Source organism: Lutibacter sp. (genome assembly GCF_021647475.1).
In the GTDB taxonomy this organism is placed as follows: Bacteria; Bacteroidota; Bacteroidia; order Flavobacteriales; family Flavobacteriaceae; genus Lutibacter.
Map to the genome: position 1 here is coordinate 1 of NZ_JAKIUR010000018.1, position 22,324 is coordinate 22,324.

The following is a 22,324-nucleotide window of genomic DNA, read 5'->3' on the forward strand; positions in this document are numbered from 1 at the left end:
ATATAATCAGATGTAAATTATTAGCTAGAATTTTTGCAACTATAAAACGACAAACACCTTATGTAGATATACTAAAATATGCTGCCTGAAAATATTTGAAATATATTTGGTGGAGTCATAGAATACGTAATGACGTTTTACTTTGTCGTTATCATTTCTTGCAATGACATAAATTGTTGATTTTTAGTCTGTAATTAAGAACTTAGATTTAAAAGTAAAGTTAAAAGATGAAAAGAAGTATCTAAAATCTTTCAAAAACACCTAAACCAAACAATGCAAAGTCGTATTTTACAGGATCATTAGCATCTAGCTTTCGTAAATAAGTATCTAATTTAGCCAAAGCTTTAGCATCATTTTGTTTTCTGGCTAGTAATCCTAATTTTCGGGCAACATTTCCTGAATGTACATCTAACGGACAAGATAGTTGAGAAGAAGAGAAGGTTTTCCAAATTCCAAAATCAACTCCGGCATTATCATTTCTAACCATCCAACGTAAAAACATATTAATTCTTTTGGCAGCTGAGCCTTTTAAAGGATCAGAAATATGCTTTTCTGTTCGTTGTAAATGTGGTTTTTCAAAAAAAATATTTTTTAATTTGTGAATTGCCGGTTGCGTGGAAATAGCAGTTGAATTTTTTGAAAATACTTTTTCCAATCCACCATAATTTTTATAAATATGTTGTAAGCCAATAATAAAGTATTTTAAATCGTTGGCATTAAAAGTACGATGAACAAATCCATCAAAATAATTAGAATTATTAGATTTATAATTCATTACAAAATCATAGGGTGAATTACCGAGTAATTTCATCATTTTAGTTGCATTTTTAATAATCATTTTTCTGTTTCCCCAAGCAATGATTGCAGTTAAAAATCCAGCGATTTCAATATCTTCTTTCAAAGAAAATTGATGAGGAATTTGAATAGGATCACTTTCAATAAATTTTGGATTATTGTATTGTAGTACTTTTTCGTCTAAAAATTCTTTGAGTTCTGCTTTATTCAAACTATTAATTTTTCTATTTTTTTAATAATTACTGAAGGATTTTCTTGAAAATTGAACCAATTTATGTTCGCATCTTTTTTATTCCAAGTTACTTGTCGTTTTGCAAAACGGCGTGTATTTTTTTTAATTTCTTCAACAGCAAAATCTAGAGTATAATTTCCATCAAAATAATTAAAGAGTTCTTTATAACCAACTGTTTGTAAGGCGTTTAGGTTTTTGTGTTTGTATAATTCTTTTGCCTCACCAACTAAACCTTCTGCAATCATAATGTCAACACGTTTATTAATACGCTGGTACATTATTTCTCGTGGAGCTTCCAACCCAATTTTTAGTGGAATAAAGTTTCGTTTTACTTTAGGTTTATTTTTAAACTGTGAGTAAGGTTTGCCAGTACCAATACAAATTTCTAAGGCTCTAATTAATCGATGTGGATTTTCAATTTCAATAGAATTATAGCTTTCTATATCTAATTTTTTTAATTGAAGTTGAAGATTTTCAAGTTTACCATTTTCAAGTTGTTTATTTAACTTTTCTCTTATTTCAGAATTTACTTCAGGAAAATAATCTAATCCTTCAATTACTGCATTAGTGTATAAACCGCTACCACCAACCATTACAACAATATTGGTTTTTTTAAATAATTCGTCTAATTTTTGCAGTGCTTCTTTTTCAAATTGACCAACGCTATAATTTTTAAAAATACTTCTGTTTTGAATAAAGTGATGAGGAACAGTTGACAATTCTTTAAAAGAAGGAACAGCGGTTCCTATTATCATTTCTTTATAAAACTGGCGAGAATCAGAAGAAATAATTTCTGTATTAAAATGGTTAGCTATTTGTATGCTTAAATTGGTTTTTCCAATAGCAGTTGCACCAATTATGGTAATTAAATAATTTGTTATGGTTTGGTTATTTTCCACTTTATATTGTCAAAATTAACTGCTAAAATTGTATTATTTTTTTTGTATTATTTTTTTGAAGATATTTTTTAACAATGTTTCTGTTAAGTATATTGTTTTCAATAGATGATAGCAAGTTATGTAAAACTTCTAAATTATTTATTTGATAATTTAAATCGGTAAAACAAAAACCTTTTAATTCATTATTTTCTATGAGTAACACAGATTTTTCTCCAGTATCTCTTCCCTTTTCAACAACTAAGAAATTATCATTATTAAAATGGACTTTATGTAGATTATTTTTTTTAATAAAATTATATTTGGGTTTATTTACTTTTAATTCTTCTGCAAACTTTAACTGTGCAATTAATTCATTACCAGTATCTTCATAAGAAACAGAAGTTACGTTTTTTTGAATTTCTTTAGCTTTTTTTGAAGTACGCAAAAACAGTTGATTAACCGACTTTTTTATATTTTTCCCTTTTCCAATATATAAAATAGTACTTGTGCCATTATGAAGGTAAAACAATCCTGTTTTAGAAGGAAGCTCATCTAAAAGATTTTGTAATTTTGGTGCTAATTTTTTTTTGTTTAGGGTTTTAACAGCTTTTTTTATAATTTCTTTATCAACATCTTTGTTCAATAAAAGTTTAAAAAGTTGAACGGTTGCCATTGCATCTCCATCTGCTCGATGACGACTAGCTACAGGTATGGCTAATGATCGACATAATTTACCTAATTTATAAGAAGGTAATCCTGGAATTAATTTTTTACTTAGTTCAACCGTACAGACAGATTGCTTTTCATAATGGTAGCCTAATCTTCTAAATTCTGTAGTTAAAATTCTATTATCAAAAACCGCATTGTGAGCTACTAAAATACAACCGTCAGTTATTTCAATAATGCGTTTTGCAACTTCAAAAAATTTGGGTGCATTTTTAAGCATAGCATTATTAATACCTGTTAATTTCACCACGAAAGGTTGAATGTCTATTTCTGGATTAACTAAGCTAATGAATTGATCTACAACTTGATGTCCGTCAAATTTATAGATGGCTATTTCAGTAATACCTTCTTCATTGTATTTGCCACCAGTAGTTTCTATGTCTAAAACGGCATACATTAAGTGTAGTTTCTTGCTCCAAAAATAGCACTTCCAACTCTAACCATTGTACTACCTTCTTCAATTGCAATTTTATAATCGCCACTCATTCCCATAGATAAAATGGTTGGATTAAAATTTTGTAAACTATATTTTTTTGAAGATTCAAATTGAGTTTTTAAGGTTTTAAATTCAGAATGAACAATAGTTTTGTCGTTCGTAAAACTTGCCATTCCCATAAACCCTTGGATATTTATATTTTTTAATTCTTTTAATTCAACTGAAGTAAGTATTTGTTGAACTTCATTAAAAGATAAACCAAATTTTGTTGCTTCACTAGCAATTTTAACTTCTAATAAACAATTTATAATACGATTATGTTTTAAAGCTTGTTTGTTAATTTCTTTCAGTGTTTTAAAGCTATCAACACCGTGTATTAAATGCACGAAACTTGCCATATATTTAACTTTATTACGCTGTAAATGCCCAATCATATGCCATTCAATATCTTTTGGAAGCTGTTCAAACTTATTTGCCATTTCTTGAATTTTATTTTCACCAAATACTCTTTGACCAGCATTATAAGCTTCTAAAATATCAGAAGTAGGTTTAGTTTTAGAAACCGCTACTAATTGAACATTTACAGGTAATGTACTTTTTATGATATGTAAGTTTTCTTGTATACTCAAGATAATTAATCTAATTTATTGATTACTAATCCAGATCGTAATTTAGGTTCAAACCAAGTAACTTTTGGTGGCATAATATTATTAGTATCTGCAATATTCATTAATTGCTTCATACTAACAGGAAATAAAGCAAAAGCAACTGCCATTTCACCTTTATCAACTCGTTTGCTTAATTCACCTAAACCTCTAATTCCACCAATAAATTCAATTCGAGTATCAGTCCTTAAATCTTTAATATTTAAAACAGGCTCTAAAATAAATTTTGATAAAACGCTTACATCTAAACTATCAATTGGATTATTGTCATTAAAAGTATTTGGTTTTGCCGTTAATCCATACCATTTACCATTTAAATACATTGAAAAGTCGTGTAGTTTAGCTGGTTTTATAATAGCTTCGCTAGCTTCTGAAATAATAAAATTTTCTTCAATTTTCTTTAAAAAATCTTGAGTACTTAATCCGTTTAAATCTTTTACAACTCTATTATAATCAATTATTTGTAACTGATTATCAGGAAAATGAACTGCCATAAAATAATTGTAAGGTTCGTTTCCTGTATGATTAGGATTTGCTTTTTTAAATTCTTCCCTCATACCAGCAGCAGCAGCCGTTCTATGATGTCCATCAGCAACATACGTATAAGGTACTTTTTCTTTAAAAAGTTTTTCTAAAGTTGTGTTAGTTTCAGTATCTTCAATTACCCAAAAATGATGTCCAAATCCATCTTCTGCTGTAAAATCATATTCTGGTTCTTTAGTATTTACAATATTTTCAACAATGGCATCAATTTCAGGAACCGCTCTATAGGTAAAAAATACAGGTTCAATATTTGCTTTTAAATATCGGGTAAGTACTTTTCTATCTTCTTCTTTATCTGGACGTGTTAATTCATGTTTTTTAATAATGCCATCAATATAATCTTGACAAGCAGCGGCACCCACAATTCCGTATTGTGTTTTGCCATTCATAGTTTGTGCGTATATGTAATAATGTGCATTATTATCTTGAACTAGAATTCCTTGTTTTTGAAATTTATCAAAATTTTCTTTTGCTTTAAGATAAACTTTTTCTTCGTGAGGATCTGTGCCTGGTTCAAATTCAATTTCTGCTCTTGTTATATGTAATAAAGATCCATCTTTTCCTTTTGCCATTTTGGTGGCTTCTTCAGCATTCATTACATCATAAGGTAAACTTGCTACTTCTTCAATACGTTTTTTAGGAGGACGAAGACCTTTAAAAGGTTTAATTATAGCCATATTTTTATTTATATTTATGTTGTTTAACTATTCGCAAATTCTTTAAAAATTGAAATTATTTGCGTAGCTAATTCTGTTCCAATACGTTCTTGAGCTTCACCAGTTGCGGCACCAATATGTGGTGTTAATGATAAATGTTCGTTCATTAACAATTGAATTGCTGGTTTTGGTTCATTTTCATATACATCTAAAGCGGCATTTGAAACTTTTCCATTTTCAATGGCTTTAACTAAGGCTATTTCATTAATTACACCTCCACGAGCGGCATTAACAATAAATACGCCATCTTTCATCATATCAAATTCAGCAGCATCAATAATATAATTTTTTTGTGCAGGAACATGTAATGAAATAAAATCAGCTTCTTTTAAAACTTCTTCTTTAGTAATGGTATTTATATGAAAAAATACAGATTGGTGATCGAAAAAACTAAGTTCTAAATTAACAGCATCTAAAAAAGGATCAAAAGCAACAACTTTCATTCCTAATCCTAAGGCTATTTTAGCAGTGGCTTGTCCAATTCTGCCAAAACCTAAAATACCTAATATTTTTCCTTTTAATTCTACACCTTTTGCAAAAGATTTTTTTAAATCTTTAAATTTAGAATCTCCTTTTAAAGGCATTTGACGGTTAGATTCAGGTAAAAAACGAGCCATGCCTAATAAGTGTGCAAAAACAAGTTCGGCTACAGAATGAGAGGAAGCTGCTGGAGTATTAATTACTTTAATACCTTTTTCACGAGCATATTCTACATCAATATTATCCATTCCAACACCGCCACGACCTATAATTTTTAAATAAGGACAATTGTCAATAATATCTTTTCTAACTTTAGTGGCACTTCTTACCAATAAAACAGAAATTTTATTTTCATTTATATAATCAATAAGGTTTTCTTGAGCTATGGTTTTTAAAACTACTTCAAAACCAGCTTCTTTAAGTGCCATTACGCCACTGGTTGCTATTCCGTCGTTTGCTAATACTTTCATAATACAGTTTAATTATTTTTAAGAGATTTGTTTTTCGAATTGTTGCATAGCATCTACTAAAATTTGAACGCTTTCAATTGGCATTGCATTGTAAATACTTGCTCTATATCCACCAACAGATCTATGACCTTTAATACCTACAATACCTGCTTCATTCCAAATTTTATCAAAAGTTTCTTTATTTGAATCATCGGTTAAATTAAAAGTAACATTCATAGTTGAGCGATCTTCCTTATTGGCATAACCTTTAAATAGTGGATTTCTATCAATTTCAGCATATAACAATTTAGCTTTTGCTTCATTTATTTTTTCAATAGCAGGAATTCCTCCTAGGTTTTTTAGCCATTCTAAGGTTAGCATAGAAACATAAACGGCATATACAGGAGGCGTATTAAACATACTATCTTTACTTATATGTACTTGATAATCAAGCATTGAAGGAATATCACGTCCTGATTTTCCTAAGATTTCATCCTTAACTATAACTAAAGTAGTGCCAGCCGGACCCATATTTTTTTGAGCTCCTGCGTAAATTAAATCGAATTTAGAAAAATCTAATTGACGAGAAAAAATATCAGAACTCATATCACAAACTAATAATCCATTAGTTTTTGGGAAGTTTTTAATTTGCGTTCCAAAAATGGTATTGTTAGACGTACAATGGAAAAAATCTATATTGCTAGGTATTTCGTAATTTTTTGGAATAGATTTGTAGCCTTCGTCTTTTGAGGAAGCTACTACGGCAATATCTCCTAATTTTTTAGCTTCTTTAATGGCTTTGGTACTCCACGTACCGGTGTCTAAATAAGCAGCTTTACCATCTACTTTTAATAAATTGTAAGTACTCATTAAAAATTCTAAACTTGCTCCGCCTTGTAAAAATAATACGGAATAACCATCTGGAAGATTTAATAATTCTTTTACTAAACTTCTTGCATTTTCCATTACCTCAACAAAATCTTTACTTCTGTGTGAAATTTCAATTAAGGATAGATTTAAATTGTTAAAATTTAAAATAGCATTAGATGCTTTTTTTAAAACTTCTTGTGGTAAAATACAAGGACCTGCGCTGAAATTGTGTTTTTTCATCTCGATTATTTATGAAATTATCAATAGCACAAATTTCGGAAAAAAAGTAGGATTATTTACTATAAAAAAGTAAAAAAAGTATTAAATGTTTAGTAAAAATTTTAAGGTATCAACATCATCGGCATAATCCCATAATTTTGGATGTTGTGTTTGTCCGAAATAAACGGAATTATCTTCATTTGAATTATTTACAACACACTGAATTTGTTCTTTTTCAACTTTTAACTTTCTTTTTAAATTAGTTAGAGTATCGTAATACTCATAAAACAAAGTTGCTATTGGAGAACCATAATTTGTATCTTCTTTAAGCATAAAAAAACCATTTTCTAAAAATTTAAATTGGCTCATTAAATAAATGGTTTTATTATAATCGTAATTATTTTCATACTTTTTGTAGGTAATAATATCTTTATACTTGTATAAAGCATTAAACAGCAAATCAAAATTATAATCTTTTGGTACAAATATTTTAGAAATGCTTCTACAGCCTAAACCAAAATATTGAAAAATATCTTCTCCTAAGTTTTCTAATTCTTCATTAGTTTCATTTCCTGTTAAAATTGCAACAGAATTTCTATTTTTTCGAATAATATTAGGTTTGTTTTTAAAGTAATATTCAAAATAGCGAGCGGTATTGTTACTGCCTGTGGCAATTACTGCATCAAACTGCGTTAATTTATTTTCTGTAAATGTGATTTTATTTTTGAAATAAGGATTTTCATATTCTAGAAATTTTGCAATTAATGGCAAAAAATGGCGGTCGTTTGAGGATAGTTTTACGGTTACTTTATGTCCACTTATTAAAACTGATAAAAAATCATGAAATCCAACCAGTGGAATATTTCCTGCCAAAATAATAGCCACATTTTTATTTGAATTAGTGAAATTATAGTTTGATGTCCAAGCTGTTAAATTTTTATAAGTAAGTGCTTCACTCCAACTTTCAAAGGCTTTGAGTACATTTTCTTTCGTAAACCATCCATTATATTCTTGAGCTCTTTCAATTTGCATTTTAAAAGCTTCAAAAAATAGCGTATTATTTTCTGATTCTTCTAATTTTTCAATTTTAGAAGTGGTAAACTGTTTAAAAAAAGTGCCAAGTTTAGTAAAGGATTGAATTCTTTCTTCTAAAGTCATCGTAATTTTAATTTTATATTTGCAAAAATAATCTAAATAATATTAGTATGGCCATAATAATAACCGATGCTTGTATAAATTGTGGTGCTTGTGAATCTGAATGTCCAAATAATGCTATTTATGAACCAGCAGAAGATTGGAAATTATCTGAGGGCACTTATTTAAAAGGAAATGTAGTTTTACCAAATGGTACAAAAATTAATGCAGAGGAAATCCAAGAGCCAATAGAAGATGATTACTTTTATATTGTATCAGATAAGTGCACGGAATGCAAAGGTTTTTATAATGAACCACAATGTGCAGCAGTTTGTCCTGTAGATTGTTGTATTTTAGATGAAAATCAGATAGAAACAGAAAAAGAATTATTAGCAAAACAACGTTTTTTACATAATAAAAATAAAATTTAAGCATCTTTTAAAAAACCAATTAGCCTAAGTCTTTTATATTAAATGTAAATACTATATTTGCACCGCTAAAAAAACAATAAATGAAAGCAGGAATTGTAGGATTACCAAATGTAGGAAAATCAACGTTGTTTAACTGTTTGTCAAATGCAAAAGCACAAAGTGCTAACTTTCCATTTTGCACCATTGAACCAAATATAGGCGTTGTAAATGTGCCAGATACTAGATTGTATAAATTGGAAAAATTAGTAAATCCTGAGCGAGTTATGCCAGCAACAGTTGATATTGTTGATATTGCTGGGTTAGTTCGTGGAGCTAGTAAAGGTGAAGGTTTAGGAAATCAATTTTTGGGAAATATTAGAGAAACCGATGCCATTATTCACGTATTGCGTTGTTTTGAGAATGATAATATAATTCACGTTGATACCACCATTGATCCTGTTAGAGATAAAGAAACTATTGATATTGAATTGCAATTAAAAGATTTAGAATCTCTAGATAAAAAATTAGACCGAGTTAAAAAAACAGCTAGAACTGGTAATAAAGAAGCTCAAAAAGAATTAGATGTTTTAGAAAAAGTAAAAAAAGGATTAGAAGCTGCTATTTCTGTTAGAGCCATAGAACTTAATGAAAAAGAAAGAGAAGAATATGTAAAACCGTTGCAGTTATTAACCGATAAACCTGTTTTATATGTTTGTAATGTTGATGAAAAATCTGCTGTAAATGAAAATGATTTTGTGGATGCTGTCAAAAAATCGATTAAAAACGAGAATGCTGAAATTATTGTTTTGGCGGTGGGAACAGAAGCTGATATTAATGAATTAGAAACTTTTGAAGAACGCCAATTATTTTTAGAAGATTTAGGTTTGAAAGAGCCAGGAGCATCCGTTTTAATTAGAGCCGCTTATAAATTACTTAATCAGCAAACTTATTTTACCGCTGGCGTTAAAGAAGTTAGAGCTTGGACTATTAATATTGGTGATACCGCACCACAAGCTGCTGGAGTTATTCATACCGATTTTGAAAAAGGATTTATTAGAGCTGAAGTTATTGCTTATGACGATTTTGTACATTACGGAAGTGAAACTAAAGTAAAAGAAGCTGGAAAAATGAAAGTAGAAGGTAAAGAATATATTGTAAAAGATGGTGATATTATGCATTTTAGATTTAATGTATAGCTGAATTTATAAGCCTTTTCTTCGTCATTACGAGGAACATAGTAACGAAGTAATCTATCACTTCATCTCGTCATTACGAAAGAGGTACGATTGAAGTAATCTTATCAATAGAAACAGATTGCTTCACTACATTTCATTTCGTTCGCAATGACGTCACTGTGAGGAGTATTTCACGACGAGGCAAGTCTTTCCATTCAAACCAATAGATTACTTCCTTATACTACCATTGCTCTCACAATGATTTTTTTAGATTTTTTAAGATATTACTGCAATTAATTACAATTTGGTTATCTGTTTCTAAAATAATTTATCTGTTAATAACTATTTTAACAGACTTTTTTTTATATTTTTAAACAAAATAGTACTTTAGCATCGCTTCAAAAAAATCACAAAAATAAATGGCAAAGCAAACATCCTATACTGAAGACAATATTCGTTCGTTAGATTGGAAAGAACATATTAGAACTCGTCCCGGAATGTACATTGGCAAGTTAGGAGATGGCTCATCACCTGATGATGGTATTTATATTCTTATCAAAGAAGTGTTGGATAACTCTATTGATGAGTTTGTGATGGGAGCTGGTAAAAAAATTGAAATCGTTGTAAAAGATGAATTGGTAACTATTAGAGATTATGGACGAGGAATTCCATTAGGGAAAGTAGTAGATGTAGTTTCTAAAATGAATACTGGTGGTAAATATGACTCCAGAGCTTTTAAAAAATCCGTAGGGCTAAATGGAGTAGGGACCAAAGCTGTTAATGCATTATCTTCTTATTTTAAAGTGGAATCTTTTAGAGAAGATAAAACCGTAATTGCTGAATTTTCAAAAGGAGAATTATTAAAACACGAAAAACCTAAAAATGCTACCCAACGCAACGGAACAAAAGTATCTTTTATACCTGATAAAGCTATTTTTACAAAATTCAAATACAGAAGTGAATATATTGTAAAAATGATTAAAAATTATGTGTATTTAAACACAGGATTAAATATCTATTTTAATGGCGAAAAATATTTTTCTGAAAATGGATTAAAAGATTTATTAGAAGAAAATATTGCAGAAGAATCTATGTTGTTCCCCATTATTCATCTACAAGCTGAAGATATTGAGGTAGCAATAACATTTAGTAAAGCTCAATATAGTGAAGAATATTATTCCTTTGTTAATGGTCAACATACCACACAAGGTGGAACGCATCAAAATGCTTTTCGTGAAGCAGTTGTTAAAACCATTCGTGATTATTTTGGTAAAAATTATGATGCTTCCGATGTTAGAAAATCAATCGTTTCTGCAATTAGTATAAAGGTAATGGAACCTATTTTTGAAAGTCAGACTAAAACAAAATTAGGTTCTACAGAAATGGGCGGTGGTTTACCTACGGTTAGAACCTTTATCGGCGATTTTGTTAAAACTAATTTAGATAACTATTTACATAAAAATCCAGATGTTGCTGAAAAAATTCAGAAGAAAATATTACAAGCAGAAAAAGAACGAAAAGATTTATCAGGAATTCGAAAATTAGCTCGTGAACGTGCAAAAAAAGCAAGTTTACACAATAAAAAATTACGAGATTGTAGATCTCATTTAAATAATTTAAAAAAAGATAATAGGTTAGAAAGTACTTTGTTTATTACCGAAGGAGATTCGGCAAGTGGTTCTATAACAAAATCGAGAAATGTAAATACACAAGCAGTTTTTAGCTTAAGAGGAAAACCTTTAAATTCCTACAATATGAGTAAAAAAATAGTGTATGAAAATGAAGAATTTAATTTATTGCAAGCTGCTTTAAATATTGAAGAATCTATTGAAAATTTACGCTATAATAATGTTGTAATTGCTACCGATGCCGATGTAGATGGAATGCATATTCGCTTATTGTTAATTACTTTCTTTTTACAATTTTTTCCTGAATTAATAAAACAAGGACATCTATATATTTTAGAAACACCATTATTTAGGGTCCGTGATAAAAAGAAAACCTTTTATTGTTATACTGAAGAGGAAAAACAAGATGCCATTAAAAGTTTAAAAGGAAAACCAGAAATAACTCGATTTAAAGGATTGGGTGAAATTTCGCCAGATGAATTTGTTCATTTTATAGGAAAAGATATTCGCTTAGATCCTGTAATGTTAGATAAAGATATGTCTATTGATAAATTACTCGAATTTTATATGGGGAAAAATACTCCAGATCGACAAAAATTTATTATTGAAAATTTAAAAGTTGAATTAGATATTGTAGAAGAAGCGTAACATGCAAGAAGAAAACAACGAAAAATTAAACGAGAAATTTGAAAGTCAAGAAACCATTACCAAAATTACAGGAATGTATAAAACTTGGTTTTTGGATTATGCATCGTATGTAATTTTAGAGCGTGCGGTTCCTGCAATTAGGGACGGATTTAAACCTGTACAGCGTAGAATTTTACATTCTATGAAAGACTTGGATGATGGGCGTTACAACAAAGTTGCCAATATTGTAGGTCACACCATGCAATATCACCCACACGGCGATGCTTCAATTGCCGATGCTATGGTACAAATAGGTCAAAAGGAATTGCTGATTGACATGCAAGGTAACTGGGGAAATATTTTAACCGGTGACCGTGCAGCAGCTTCACGTTATATTGAAGCTCGTTTGTCAAAATTTGCTTTAGAAGTTGTTTTTAATCCTAAAACTACAGAATGGCAAGCGTCTTATGATGGAAGAAGAAAAGAACCCATAGATTTACCAGTTAAATTTCCTATGTTGTTGGCACAAGGAGCTGAAGGAATTGCAGTTGGGCTTTCTACAAAAATTTTACCACACAATTTCAACGAATTAATTGATGCTTCTATAAAACATTTAAAAGGTAGAACTTTCACCTTAATTCCAGATTTTCTAACGGGTGGAATCGCAGATATTTCTAATTATAATGATGGAAAAAGAGGAAGTAAAATTAGAGTTAGAGCTAAAATTTCTCAGTTTGATAAAAAAACATTGGTTATCAATGAAATTCCTTTTGGTACAACCACTTCAACTTTAATTGATTCTATTTTAAAAGCGAATGATAAAGGTAAAATTAAAATAAAACAAATAGAAGATAATACCGCTGCTAATGTTGAAATATTAATCCATTTACCAAGTGGAATTTCACCTGATAAAACAATGGATGCGTTATTTGCATTTACAAATTGTGAAAATTCAATATCGCCTTTATGTTGTGTAATTGAAGATAACAAACCTGTATTTATTGGGGTTTCTGATATTTTAAAAAGTTCAACAGATCATACCGTAAATTTATTAAAAAGCGAACTTGAAATTCAGCTAAACGAATTAGAAGAACAATGGCATTTTGCATCATTAGAACGCATTTTTATTGAAAATAGAATTTATCGAGATATTGAAGAAGAAACTACTTGGAAAGGAGTTATTTCTGCAATTGATAAAGGATTAAAGCCTCATATCAAGCATTTAAAACGTGCCATTACTGAAGAAGATATTGTCAAGCTAACGGAAATTAGAATTAAAAAGATATCTAAATTTGATATTGACAAAGCAAAACAACTTATTGAGAGTTTAGAAGATAAAATTACAGAGGTACAACATCATTTAGCTAATATTATTGAATTTTCCATTGACTATTTTAAAAATCTTAAGAAAAAATATGGCAAAGGAAAAGAACGAAAAACTGAGCTTCGTTTATTTGATGATATAGTTGCTACTAAAGTGGTAATGCGTAATTCTAAATTATATGTTAATAGGGAAGAAGGTTTTGTTGGAACTTCCTTAAAAAGAGATGAATATGTTGCAGATTGTGCCGATATTGATAATGTAATAGTTTTTAGAAAAGATGGAAACATGATGATTACTAAAGTAGATTCTAAAACTTTTGTTGGTAAAGATATTATCCACGTTGCTGTATTTAAAAAGAATGATAAACGTACCGTTTATAATATGATTTACCGTGATGGTAGAAGTGGACCAAGCTATATGAAACGGTTTAATGTTACAGGAGTAACCCGAGATAAAGAATATAATTTAACTACAGGAAATAAAGCTTCTATTATACATTATTTCACAGCAAACCCAAATGGTGAAGCAGAAATTGTTACTATTAATTTACGTGCAGTTAGTGGTGTTAAAAAAATAAAATGGGATATAGATTTTTCAGATTTAGCAATTAAAGGAAGAGGTGTAAGAGGAAATAGGGTAACTAAAAATGCAATTAAAAAAATTGAATTAAAAGCAGAAGGAGTTTCTACATTAAAACCTCGTAAAATTTGGTTTGATGATATTACAGAACGATTAAATGTTGATGGACGCGGCGAGCTGCTGGGGGAATTTAAAGGCGAAGATAGATTGTTGATAATCAATCAAAAAGGAATAGTTAAAACCATAAAACCAGAGTTGAGTACTCATTTTGATAGTGATATGATTGTGTTGGAGAAATGGATTCCTGAAAAACCTATTTCTGCTGTCTATTTTGATGGCGAAAAAGAAAAATACTTTGTTAAAAGGTTTATGATTGATAACCCTAATAAAGATGAATTATTTATTTCAGAACATCCAAAATCACAATTGCAAATTGTAGCAACAGATTTTCGTCCAATGGCAGAAATTATATTTTCAAAACGAAGTTTAGAGAATATTACAATCAATTTTGAAGATTTTATTGCAGTAAAAGGAATTAAAGCACTTGGAAATCAATTGACTACAGATAAAATTAAACAAGTAAATTTATTAGAATCATTACCATACGAACCTCCAATTATTGAAGATGTTGAGGTAACTGATGAAGAAGTAATTGATAATTCAGAAATTTCAGAAAAAGATAAAAATTTATCAGATGAAAATAAATCAACCTCTGATGATGATGGACAGATAACGTTATTTTAAAGTAACAGATTGCTTCATCTTTTTCAAGGTTTTGCAATAACAAAATACATTGTCATTCTCAGTTTAACTAGGAATCTTTTGAAAAGAGACAGATACTGAAATAAATTCAGTTTTGACTTCAGACTTTTCATCATGGTCAAATCAATAATGGAAAACCTATTTCAATATAATACATGTAAACAATTCATTATTTAACAAATTATTTTAAGCCTTATTTTTTAAAAAATCATCCAAAAAAGATAATTTTTTTTATACCTTTGATTTAAGATTTTGAGTATATAATAAAATAAGTATATTATGAGAATTCTATCTACTTTTATAGTGCTTTTTCTAATTTTTTCTTGTAAAGAAGATACCACTGTTAACCTTAAAGATTTTTCTGCTGGTAAATGGAAGGTGTACAGTGAGGCTGACACCAATCAATCCAATTTATTGGGGGTTTTTGAATTTAGAGAAAATGGAACACTTTATGTCTATCCAGATTTGAATTTTAATACTGATGAAAGGATGGTTTTTACTTGGTTATCTGATAATGATTCTCAAATTGTTATTGTTTTACAAGGGGATCCAATAATGCAAGGAGATCCAATAATGTTTTCTAATGTTACCCAAGGTGATCCTATTATGCTAGATATAACTCATTGGAACAAAGATGACGACTATATGCGTATTACAATAGATGGAAATGGATATGTTTTTGTAGCGTTGAATTAATGAAGAACTTTTTGTAGAAGTGCTTTTTCCAATCCATTTGCTCTATAACTATTTAGGTTTTGTCATTTAACTTATTCACAACTTACCTTGCAATCTTCCTTAGTGTTAACAGATTTTTTTACCTAAGTTGTCTGTAAAACGTTAATTTATAATATTTTAAAAGTTTGGGATGTGCAATTTTTATTAAATCTTTTAATACTAAATCTGGTCTAGCAGGAGCTAATTCAAAATAAATTATTCCGCCTGTTGCTCCTTTATTATTAACATAAGAATATATTTTTTTGGTTTTAAACGCTTTAAATTTTGAATAGATGTCATTTGCATTTTTAAGATCATCTAAATTTTTATAAAAACTAGGTGAAATCCAAATAGTTGCATCTTTTCCTTTTGTAAATACATTTTCAATATTTAAGGATAAGCTTCCTTTTCCTTTAGTGTTTTTGTATAAATAATTAGTATTGGCATCTGCTAAAAAAGAGGCTTCAAAACTATTTCCTGCAGGTAAATTCCAGATATCTTTAAATAATCCTCCTGAAATTACAGAGGGTTTATTTGTAGCTTTTAACGCAATGGTTTTTGCATTTAAATAGTTTTTTTCTATGTTATTAAAAATACTATCAGCTAATTTTTCTTTTTTGAATAAAACACCAAAAAATTTAATCCATTCTGCTCTTCCAAGTGGTGTTTCTTCAAACCAATCGCCATTCAACAAAACAGGAATTCCTAGTTTTTCAATAGTAGTAAACATTTTGTTGGAGGCATTTAAGGTAAATCCAACCACCACATCAGGATGTAAATTCAATAAAAGTTCGGTATTTATTTGTTCTTCATTTCCTAAATCTTTAATAAATCCTTTTTCAATACGTTTTCTAGTTTTTTTAGAGGAAATATATTTGGTGTTTGGAAAGCCAACTAATTTATCTTCTTCATTTAATAATTCTAAAAAAGGAATATGAGTGGTACTTGTTACTACCAATGATTTAATTGGAATGTGAATAGTATTTATATCCTTAGATTTTTTAGAAGACAATTTAAATTCAAAAGTTTCTTTTGAATTTGGATAAGGAGCTTTAATAATTAATTTGGTAAAATCTTTAAAATGCTGAATCTCAAATCCTTTTGCATATTTAATATTGGTTTTACTAATTAGTATTTTTTCATTTTTTTTATTGTTAATAGTTGAATTACAGCTATTTAAAATAAGAAATAAGATGGCAATTATTGTAAAAAAGGGAAATTTAAACTTCATTTATTTATAAATTTCAACAAATGTAGTATTTCCATTTTTAATGCCATAAATCAAATTCAATATCTTACTTTTGCAATCGATTATGGTTCTTTTGTTTGATTTCTCAAACGAAGTGAAAAGGGAATTCGGTTAAAATCCGAAGCTGTTCCCGCAACTGTAAGCTTAGCCGAGTATTTCGGCGGTTGTTATGCAACTTTTACCACTGTTTTTTAACGGGAAGGTACATAACAGTACGCAAGCCAGGAGACCTGCCAAAATCCAAATAGTTCAAACTTTCGGGCGAAAGGTTTGGGTATGGTGTACTATACTTAACAAATTTTCCTGATTTATTTTATTAATTAAATCATTAAAAAAAATGAAAAAAACATTCATTAATCTTGGTGTTATTTGCGGATTATTTGCAATGAACACAATGCATGCACAACAAAAAAAAGATTCAGTTAGGCAATTAAATGAAGTGGTAATTACGGCTACTAAATTTGCTGAAGAAAAAGAAAAAGTAGGCAAAATTATTTATCAAATTTCACCTGAAACCATTGAAAATTCAAAAGGAAAATCGGTAGCAGCAGTTTTAAGTGATTATGCAGGAATAGAAATAAACGGAGTAAATAGTGCCGCTGGGAAAAATAAAAGTATTTATATACGAGGAGGAAGAGACCGTCAGGTTTTGGTGCTGATAGATGGAGTTCCTGTAAATGATCCTTCAGGAATTGCCACTACTTTTGATTTACGTTTGCTTACTTTAAATCAAGTTGCATCTATTGAAATTATGAATGGTGCTGCAAGTACGCTTTATGGTTCTGGAGCTGCAACTGGAGTTATTAATATTATTCTAAAAAAATCATCTAAAAAACCAATTGCGTTAAATTATCAAACCTCTACTGGAACTAATAATTCTTCTAATAATTCAAAATTAAATTTACATAATTTTGAACAAAATGTTTCTGTAAATGGGACCTTAAATAAATTTAATTATTTGGCAACACTTAGTACTTCTTTAACAAACGGATTGTCAGAGGCAAGTGATGAAAATAGTACTACAAGTTTTGAAAAAGATAAATTTTTAAGTACAAATTCTTATGTAAATTTTGGTTATTCATTTACTTCTAACTTTAAAGTAAATTTATTCGGTAATTATGATAAAAATAAATACGATTATGATGCAGGAGCATTTAAAGATTCTGATATTAATAACGGTACTAACAAACAAGTTAGAGTTGGAATTCTCTCAAATTTTAAGTATAAAAAAGGAATATTAAAAACAATTGCTTCCTATAATAAAATAGATAGAATGTTTGACAGTTTTAATAGTTGGACAAATGCCACTGATCATTTTGAATATACTGGAAAAACGTATTATGTTGATTTGGTAAATAATTATAAAATAGCAAGTAGATTTCAGTTTATTACAGGTTTAACTTATCAAAAACAAGAAAATAATACCAATTCACCTTATGGAAACATTGATGATAAATTAGCTAACTACACTATTTTTGATGCCTATACAACATTGATATATAATAGTTTAAATGGATTTAATTTAAGTGTAGGTACGCGTCTAAATAATCATAGTGAATATGGAAATCATTGGGTGTATGAAATTAATCCTTCTTATAATATTACCAAAAAATTAAAGTTAATTTCATCTTATAGTACAGCATTTATTGCACCAAGTACCTATCAACTTTTTTCGCAATACGGTAATGTTGATTTAAAACCAGAAGAAAATAAAACAACAGAAGGAGGTTTTGAATTTGAAATACAAAATAAAATAGATTTTTCAATGGTTTATTTTTATCGCGAAGAAAAAAATGCAATTATTTTGCCAGATTTTATTAAATATTCAAATGAAAACTCAATTACAAATGCAAAAGGTGTAGAAGCAAATTTGAATTTTAAACCACTTAAACAAGTTACTTTTAAATTAGGATATGCTTACACTTACAAAAGCTCAGATTTAGATTATATTCCTAAAAATAAATTTACAGCATTATTAGAAACAGCTACTCTTAAAAACACCTATTTATCTTTACAGTTTAAAAATACATCCAAACGAACTTATTTTGATCAATGGGGAAGTGGAAGTAATATAAATATTGCGGGATATAGCTTGGTAGATTTTTATGGAAGTCATCAACTAATTAAAAATACATTATCGCTTTTTGTTCAAGTTAATAATATATTTAATAAAAATTATGTTGAAACTATTGGCTATACCACAAAAGGCAGAAATTTTAAAATTGGTTTAGATTTTAAATTTTAATATAAAACTAAAAGCTGGCAAATTTTGCTAGCTTTTAAATTAGTTCTCGTATTTCATTTTTTAAAATTTTTAACGCAGATAATGAAGGTGAAGGATTAGAAGTGGTACTTTCTATAATTTTTTCACGTAATTCTTGTGCAGTTTTTATATCCTTTAAGTTTAAACTTGTTCTAATAATATAAATTGTTGCATTTTTTGAAGCAATTATTGCATCCCAACTATCATCAGAAATGTAAATCTGTTGAGCTAAATTGTGTTCAAATTCTTTTTCAATAGTCTCAATTAGACTTATAGCGTAAGCACCCTTATCATTATTTACTGAGGAAACTCGTATAATTAATTTTTGAAGATTTATTCGCTCTAAAAATAAAGTCATTCGTTCAAATGCTTGTAGTTTAATAGCTAACGTAGCTTTTTTGTTCTTTTTGAGTAGAGCAAGCTTTATTTTTTGAGTTTCATTAGAGGTATAAAGTTTAAAAAAATAATAGGCAACTAGTCCAGTTACGGCAGATGGAATGGTATAACTTAACAATTCTATAATTTTTGATAATTCAATATTTTGGATAAATAACATATAATGTGAAAATTAAGTTCAGATTTATTATAAATATTTCAATTTTTCTTAATAATACTGATAAATATCAGTGAATTTGATTTTAAAACAATTTAATTTTGTTCTCGTAACATTTATAAAAAATAGTTTAGTTAAAAAGTCATATTTGTTACAAATATAAAAGAACATTAATTAATTATTAAAATTATGAAAAATTTATTAAGATTAGTAGTAGTATTATTTACATCTGCAATTTTTGCACAAGCAGGCCATGTTATGCAAGGTGTTGGTGCCGTAAATATGTCTATGGGTGGAGCAGCAACTGCACAACCATTAGATATTAGTGGTGCTTTACAATGGAACCCAGCATCTATTTCAGTATTTGATAGTAAAATATTAGATTTTAACATTGGTATTTTCTTTTCATCTCCTGAATTAAGTTCAAGTTTACCAGCTGGAGCAATGGGTCCTGGTTCTCCTGCAGTTTCAGGAACAACTTTAGATACAAGACCTGTTTCTCCAATGCCAGCTTTAGCAATGGTTTGGGGTAAAGAAGGCAGCAAACATACCTTTGGTGTTTCTGCATTTGGTATTAGTGGTTTTGGAGTTACTTTTCCAGAAGAAGCTAATAATCCTTTAAGTTCAAGCTTTAACCCAACAATTAATTCAAATCCAATTAATTATCCTCAGGCAGCACATGGTTTTGGACAATTAAAATCTGATTATATGTTATTACAAGTTGGCTTAACTTGGGCATATGAAATTACTGATAATTTTTCAATTGGTGTGGAACCTACTGTAAATTATGCATCATTACAATTAGAACCAAATCCAATTGCATCTCCTGATTTTACTCCTCCAGCAGGAGCTCCAGGAGATAAAGGTTATCCAATTAGTGATAAGGCTTCAGCTATTGGTTTTGGTGCTCAATTTGGTTTATTTTATCATTCAGATAGCGGTGTTAAATTAGGTGTTTCGTACAAAACAGAACAACAATTTGGTGATTTGACATTTAATAATAAATATTTAGATGGTTCAGCTGCACCAGATGTTAATTTTAAAATGAATTATCCTGCAATTTTCTCAGTTGGTTTAGGTTATTCAAATGAAACATTTGACCTTGCACTTGATTATAGAAATGTAGATTATGAAAATGCTGATGGCTTTGCAGAAAAAGGTTGGACTAATACAGGTTCAGTAAAAGGTTTCGGATGGAAAAATATTAATATATTATCTGCTGGTATTCAATATAAAGGAATTAAAAAATTACCTTTAAGAGTAGGTTATACTTATAGTAGTAACCCTATTGATCCACAATTAGCATTCTTTTCAACTCCTGCAACCGCAGTTATTAAAAATGCTTTTCAATTTGGATTTAGTTATCCACTTACTGATAACCTAATGTTAAATGGTGTTTATCACCACGGAACTAGTGGGAAAAATGATACAAGCGGACCTTTATTAAACCCAGGAATGGCATCACCTACAAACCCTTATGGTGCAATTCCAGGATCAAATGTTAGTTATTCTATGAAAACTGATTTGATAATGGTAGGTGTAACTTATAAATTTAAAAAATAATTACTCGAATTACATTATTTTTTAAAGGCTTCTTTTTGAAGCCTTTTTTTATGTTTAGTATAAAGTAGTGAACTAATTAATTTGAAATTGTGTAATCTTGCAAAATGATTTTTAATAAAAAGAAAGATATTTTATTTAATGCTGCTATCCTATTATTTTTAATAGCATCTTTTTACGGGTTAATTATAAGATGGAATTTTACTTTTCCAAGTGAATTAATAAACTATAAAAATATTTTACAAGCACATTCTCATGTCGCTTTTTTAGGTTGGGGATATTTAGCTTCATTACTTTTAATTAATCATTTATTTATTAAAGAAAAAATAGCGTCATTAAAAATTTACAATATTGCAATACGCATTATTATAATAGCGATATCATTAATGTTAATAAGCTTTCCTTTAATAGGATATAAATCTATATCTATAGTTTTACTTTCTGTTTTTGGAATAACAAGTTATGTAATATCTTTCCAATTACTAAAAAATATTAAAGGGAATAATGTGCCTGTAAAATTAATTAGATATGGCGTTTATTATTACCTTTTATCAAGTTTAGCAACTTGGTTTTTGGCGTTTGTAATTGTAACTCAAGGGAAATCTACTTTGTATTATAATACCATCTATTTTTACCTTCATTTTTTATATAACGGCTATTTTGTTTTTGTGCTTTTTGGTTTGTTGTTTAAACTTTTTGAAAATCAGCAGATAATTATTTCTAAACAAAATCAATACCGATTTTTTATCTTTTTAAATATTGCTTGCATTCCAGCGTATGCGTTATCCATTTTATGGAGTAAAGTATCTTTAGCATTTAATTATATAGGATTTTTTGCTGCTATTTTACAACTAATTTCATTGTATTATTTATTGAAAATAATGAGAGAAGTTTTTGGTGAATTAAAATGGAATTATTTTTCAAAACTACTTTTAAAATTTTTATTAGGAGCTTACGTCCTTAAAATTACTTTTCAAATTGCATCAGCTTTTCCATATATAGTTATAAAATCACTAGCCCTAAAACATTATTTTATAATTGGTTATTTACATCTATTTACTTTAGGATTTATGACTGTTTTTTTAATGATGTTGTTAATTCAAATTAAAAAAATATCAATAAAAAATATGATTTCAAAAATTGGTTTAGTAACTTTTTTAACAGGTATTGTAGGAACTGAATTTTTACTCTTTTACCAAGGTTTTTTATTTTTATCTAAATTCAAATCGTTAAAATTTTATAATATTGAAATGCTAATTTTTAGTGTGTTGTTGGTTATTGGTTTAAGCTTTGTTTTTCTCCCTCAGTTATTAAAAAAAAGAAGCTAAATAGTAAAG

At 28.6% G+C, this 22,324-nt stretch carries 18 protein-coding genes and 1 riboswitch; of the genes, 8 read left to right on the top strand and 10 right to left on the bottom strand.

The features are described 5' to 3' along the window. Positions 1-241 precede the first annotated feature (241 nt). The 8 genes from L3J60_RS05990 to L3J60_RS06025 all read right to left on the bottom strand — a co-directional run bounded on the left by L3J60_RS05990 (position 242) and on the right by L3J60_RS06025 (position 8,167). Positions 242-1,006 carry a TIGR02757 family protein gene (locus L3J60_RS05990; protein ID WP_291974587.1) on the bottom strand — a complete coding sequence of 255 codons (765 nt, stop codon included), beginning with the start codon at positions 1,004-1,006 and terminating at the stop codon, positions 242-244. After that, the gene (gene miaA / locus L3J60_RS05995; RefSeq protein WP_291974588.1) at positions 1,003-1,926 is read right to left on the bottom strand and encodes a tRNA (adenosine(37)-N6)-dimethylallyltransferase MiaA; all 924 of its coding nucleotides are present in this window, start codon (positions 1,924-1,926) and stop codon (positions 1,003-1,005) included. Before miaA ends, L3J60_RS05990 begins: the two co-directional genes overlap by 4 nt. A 22-nt stretch (positions 1,927-1,948) precedes the next feature. Continuing rightward, the gene (locus L3J60_RS06000) at positions 1,949-3,028 is read right to left on the bottom strand and encodes an exonuclease domain-containing protein (RefSeq protein WP_291974589.1); all 1,080 of its coding nucleotides are present in this window, start codon (positions 3,026-3,028) and stop codon (positions 1,949-1,951) included. Next, positions 3,028-3,696: a YggS family pyridoxal phosphate-dependent enzyme gene (locus L3J60_RS06005; RefSeq protein WP_291974590.1), complete on the bottom strand. Its 669-nt coding sequence runs from the start codon at positions 3,694-3,696 to the stop codon at positions 3,028-3,030. The genes L3J60_RS06000 and L3J60_RS06005 overlap by 1 nt, the downstream gene beginning before the upstream one ends. 5 nt (positions 3,697-3,701) lie before the next feature. Further along, positions 3,702-4,952 (bottom strand): DUF1015 domain-containing protein, encoded by a 1,251-nt coding sequence (locus L3J60_RS06010; RefSeq protein WP_291974591.1) that lies wholly within the window; start codon positions 4,950-4,952, stop codon positions 3,702-3,704. Positions 4,953-4,975: 23 nt separating this feature from the next. Beyond that, complete coding sequence (locus L3J60_RS06015; RefSeq protein ID WP_291974592.1) at positions 4,976-5,941, bottom strand: D-2-hydroxyacid dehydrogenase; 966 nt, start codon at positions 5,939-5,941, stop codon at positions 4,976-4,978. A gap of 18 nt (positions 5,942-5,959) precedes the next feature. Next, complete coding sequence (gene serC / locus L3J60_RS06020; RefSeq protein ID WP_291974593.1) at positions 5,960-7,030, bottom strand: 3-phosphoserine/phosphohydroxythreonine transaminase; 1,071 nt, start codon at positions 7,028-7,030, stop codon at positions 5,960-5,962. Between the two features lie 81 nt (positions 7,031-7,111). After that, positions 7,112-8,167: an acyl-CoA reductase gene (locus L3J60_RS06025; protein ID WP_291974594.1), complete on the bottom strand. Its 1,056-nt coding sequence runs from the start codon at positions 8,165-8,167 to the stop codon at positions 7,112-7,114. Between the two features lie 47 nt (positions 8,168-8,214). Between L3J60_RS06025 and L3J60_RS06030 the strand changes: the two genes are divergently transcribed. The 5 genes from L3J60_RS06030 (at position 8,215) to L3J60_RS06050 (ending at position 15,344) form a co-directional block, all read left to right on the top strand. Further along, a complete protein-coding gene (locus L3J60_RS06030) occupies positions 8,215-8,574 on the top strand; it encodes a 4Fe-4S dicluster domain-containing protein (RefSeq protein ID WP_291974595.1) in 360 nt (119 codons plus the stop codon). An 80-nt stretch (positions 8,575-8,654) separates the two neighbouring features. Then, positions 8,655-9,749, top strand: a complete 1,095-nt coding sequence (ychF, locus tag L3J60_RS06035) for a redox-regulated ATPase YchF (protein WP_291974596.1) — start codon at positions 8,655-8,657, stop codon at positions 9,747-9,749. Positions 9,750-10,147: 398 nt separating this feature from the next. Further along, a complete protein-coding gene (locus L3J60_RS06040) occupies positions 10,148-12,004 on the top strand; it encodes a DNA topoisomerase IV subunit B (RefSeq protein ID WP_291974597.1) in 1,857 nt (618 codons plus the stop codon). 1 nt (position 12,005) lies between these two features. Next, a complete protein-coding gene (locus L3J60_RS06045) occupies positions 12,006-14,630 on the top strand; it encodes a DNA gyrase/topoisomerase IV subunit A (protein WP_291974598.1) in 2,625 nt (874 codons plus the stop codon). A gap of 297 nt (positions 14,631-14,927) precedes the next feature. Then, positions 14,928-15,344, top strand: a complete 417-nt coding sequence (locus L3J60_RS06050) for a hypothetical protein (RefSeq protein ID WP_291974599.1) — start codon at positions 14,928-14,930, stop codon at positions 15,342-15,344. A gap of 118 nt (positions 15,345-15,462) precedes the next feature. Here the strand turns inward: L3J60_RS06050 and L3J60_RS06055 are convergent, their stop codons facing one another. Continuing rightward, positions 15,463-16,593, bottom strand: coding sequence for an ABC transporter substrate-binding protein (locus L3J60_RS06055; RefSeq protein ID WP_291974600.1), 1,131 nt, complete (start codon positions 16,591-16,593; stop codon positions 15,463-15,465). A 66-nt stretch (positions 16,594-16,659) separates the two neighbouring features. Further along, positions 16,660-16,864, top strand: a riboswitch (cobalamin riboswitch). Between the two features lie 84 nt (positions 16,865-16,948). Between L3J60_RS06055 and L3J60_RS06060 the strand changes: the two genes are divergently transcribed. Continuing rightward, entirely contained in the window at positions 16,949-18,856 is a 1,908-nt protein-coding gene (locus L3J60_RS06060; RefSeq protein ID WP_291974601.1) for a TonB-dependent receptor, read from the top strand. A gap of 34 nt (positions 18,857-18,890) precedes the next feature. Here L3J60_RS06060 and L3J60_RS06065 read toward each other — a convergent pair whose 3' ends face one another. After that, positions 18,891-19,430, bottom strand: a complete 540-nt coding sequence (locus L3J60_RS06065) for a hypothetical protein (protein WP_291974602.1) — start codon at positions 19,428-19,430, stop codon at positions 18,891-18,893. Between the two features lie 186 nt (positions 19,431-19,616). Between L3J60_RS06065 and L3J60_RS06070 the strand changes: the two genes are divergently transcribed. Together L3J60_RS06070 and L3J60_RS06075 are read left to right on the top strand one after the other, a co-directional pair. Beyond that, positions 19,617-20,990, top strand: a complete 1,374-nt coding sequence (locus tag L3J60_RS06070) for an outer membrane protein transport protein (protein WP_291974603.1) — start codon at positions 19,617-19,619, stop codon at positions 20,988-20,990. A gap of 104 nt (positions 20,991-21,094) precedes the next feature. Further along, on the top strand, positions 21,095-22,315 hold the full coding sequence (locus L3J60_RS06075) for a hypothetical protein (protein ID WP_291974604.1): 1,221 nt from the start codon (positions 21,095-21,097) through the stop codon (positions 22,313-22,315). Positions 22,316-22,324: the final 9 nt, after the last annotated feature.

Excerpts from the sequence above, each read along its gene's own strand:
- L3J60_RS06000 (WP_291974589.1), bottom strand. The coding sequence starts at position 3,028 with ATGTATGCCGTTTTAGACATAGAAACTACTGGTGGCAAATACAATGAA.
- L3J60_RS06025 (WP_291974594.1), bottom strand. The coding sequence starts at position 8,167 with ATGACTTTAGAAGAAAGAATTCAATCCTTTACTAAACTTGGCACTTTT.
- L3J60_RS06015 (WP_291974592.1), bottom strand. The coding sequence starts at position 5,941 with ATGAAAGTATTAGCAAACGACGGAATAGCAACCAGTGGCGTAATGGCA.
- L3J60_RS06030 (WP_291974595.1), top strand. The coding sequence starts at position 8,215 with ATGGCCATAATAATAACCGATGCTTGTATAAATTGTGGTGCTTGTGAA.
- ychF (WP_291974596.1), top strand. The coding sequence starts at position 8,655 with ATGAAAGCAGGAATTGTAGGATTACCAAATGTAGGAAAATCAACGTTG.
- L3J60_RS06060 (WP_291974601.1), top strand. The coding sequence starts at position 16,949 with ATGAAAAAAACATTCATTAATCTTGGTGTTATTTGCGGATTATTTGCA.
- L3J60_RS06075 (WP_291974604.1), top strand. The coding sequence starts at position 21,095 with ATGATTTTTAATAAAAAGAAAGATATTTTATTTAATGCTGCTATCCTA.
- L3J60_RS06040 (WP_291974597.1), top strand. The coding sequence starts at position 10,148 with ATGGCAAAGCAAACATCCTATACTGAAGACAATATTCGTTCGTTAGAT.
- L3J60_RS06045 (WP_291974598.1), top strand. The coding sequence starts at position 12,006 with ATGCAAGAAGAAAACAACGAAAAATTAAACGAGAAATTTGAAAGTCAA.
- L3J60_RS06010 (WP_291974591.1), bottom strand. The coding sequence starts at position 4,952 with ATGGCTATAATTAAACCTTTTAAAGGTCTTCGTCCTCCTAAAAAACGT.
- serC (WP_291974593.1), bottom strand. The coding sequence starts at position 7,030 with ATGAAAAAACACAATTTCAGCGCAGGTCCTTGTATTTTACCACAAGAA.
- L3J60_RS06065 (WP_291974602.1), bottom strand. The coding sequence starts at position 19,430 with ATGTTATTTATCCAAAATATTGAATTATCAAAAATTATAGAATTGTTA.
- L3J60_RS06055 (WP_291974600.1), bottom strand. The coding sequence starts at position 16,593 with ATGAAGTTTAAATTTCCCTTTTTTACAATAATTGCCATCTTATTTCTT.
- L3J60_RS06070 (WP_291974603.1), top strand. The coding sequence starts at position 19,617 with ATGAAAAATTTATTAAGATTAGTAGTAGTATTATTTACATCTGCAATT.
- L3J60_RS06050 (WP_291974599.1), top strand. The coding sequence starts at position 14,928 with ATGAGAATTCTATCTACTTTTATAGTGCTTTTTCTAATTTTTTCTTGT.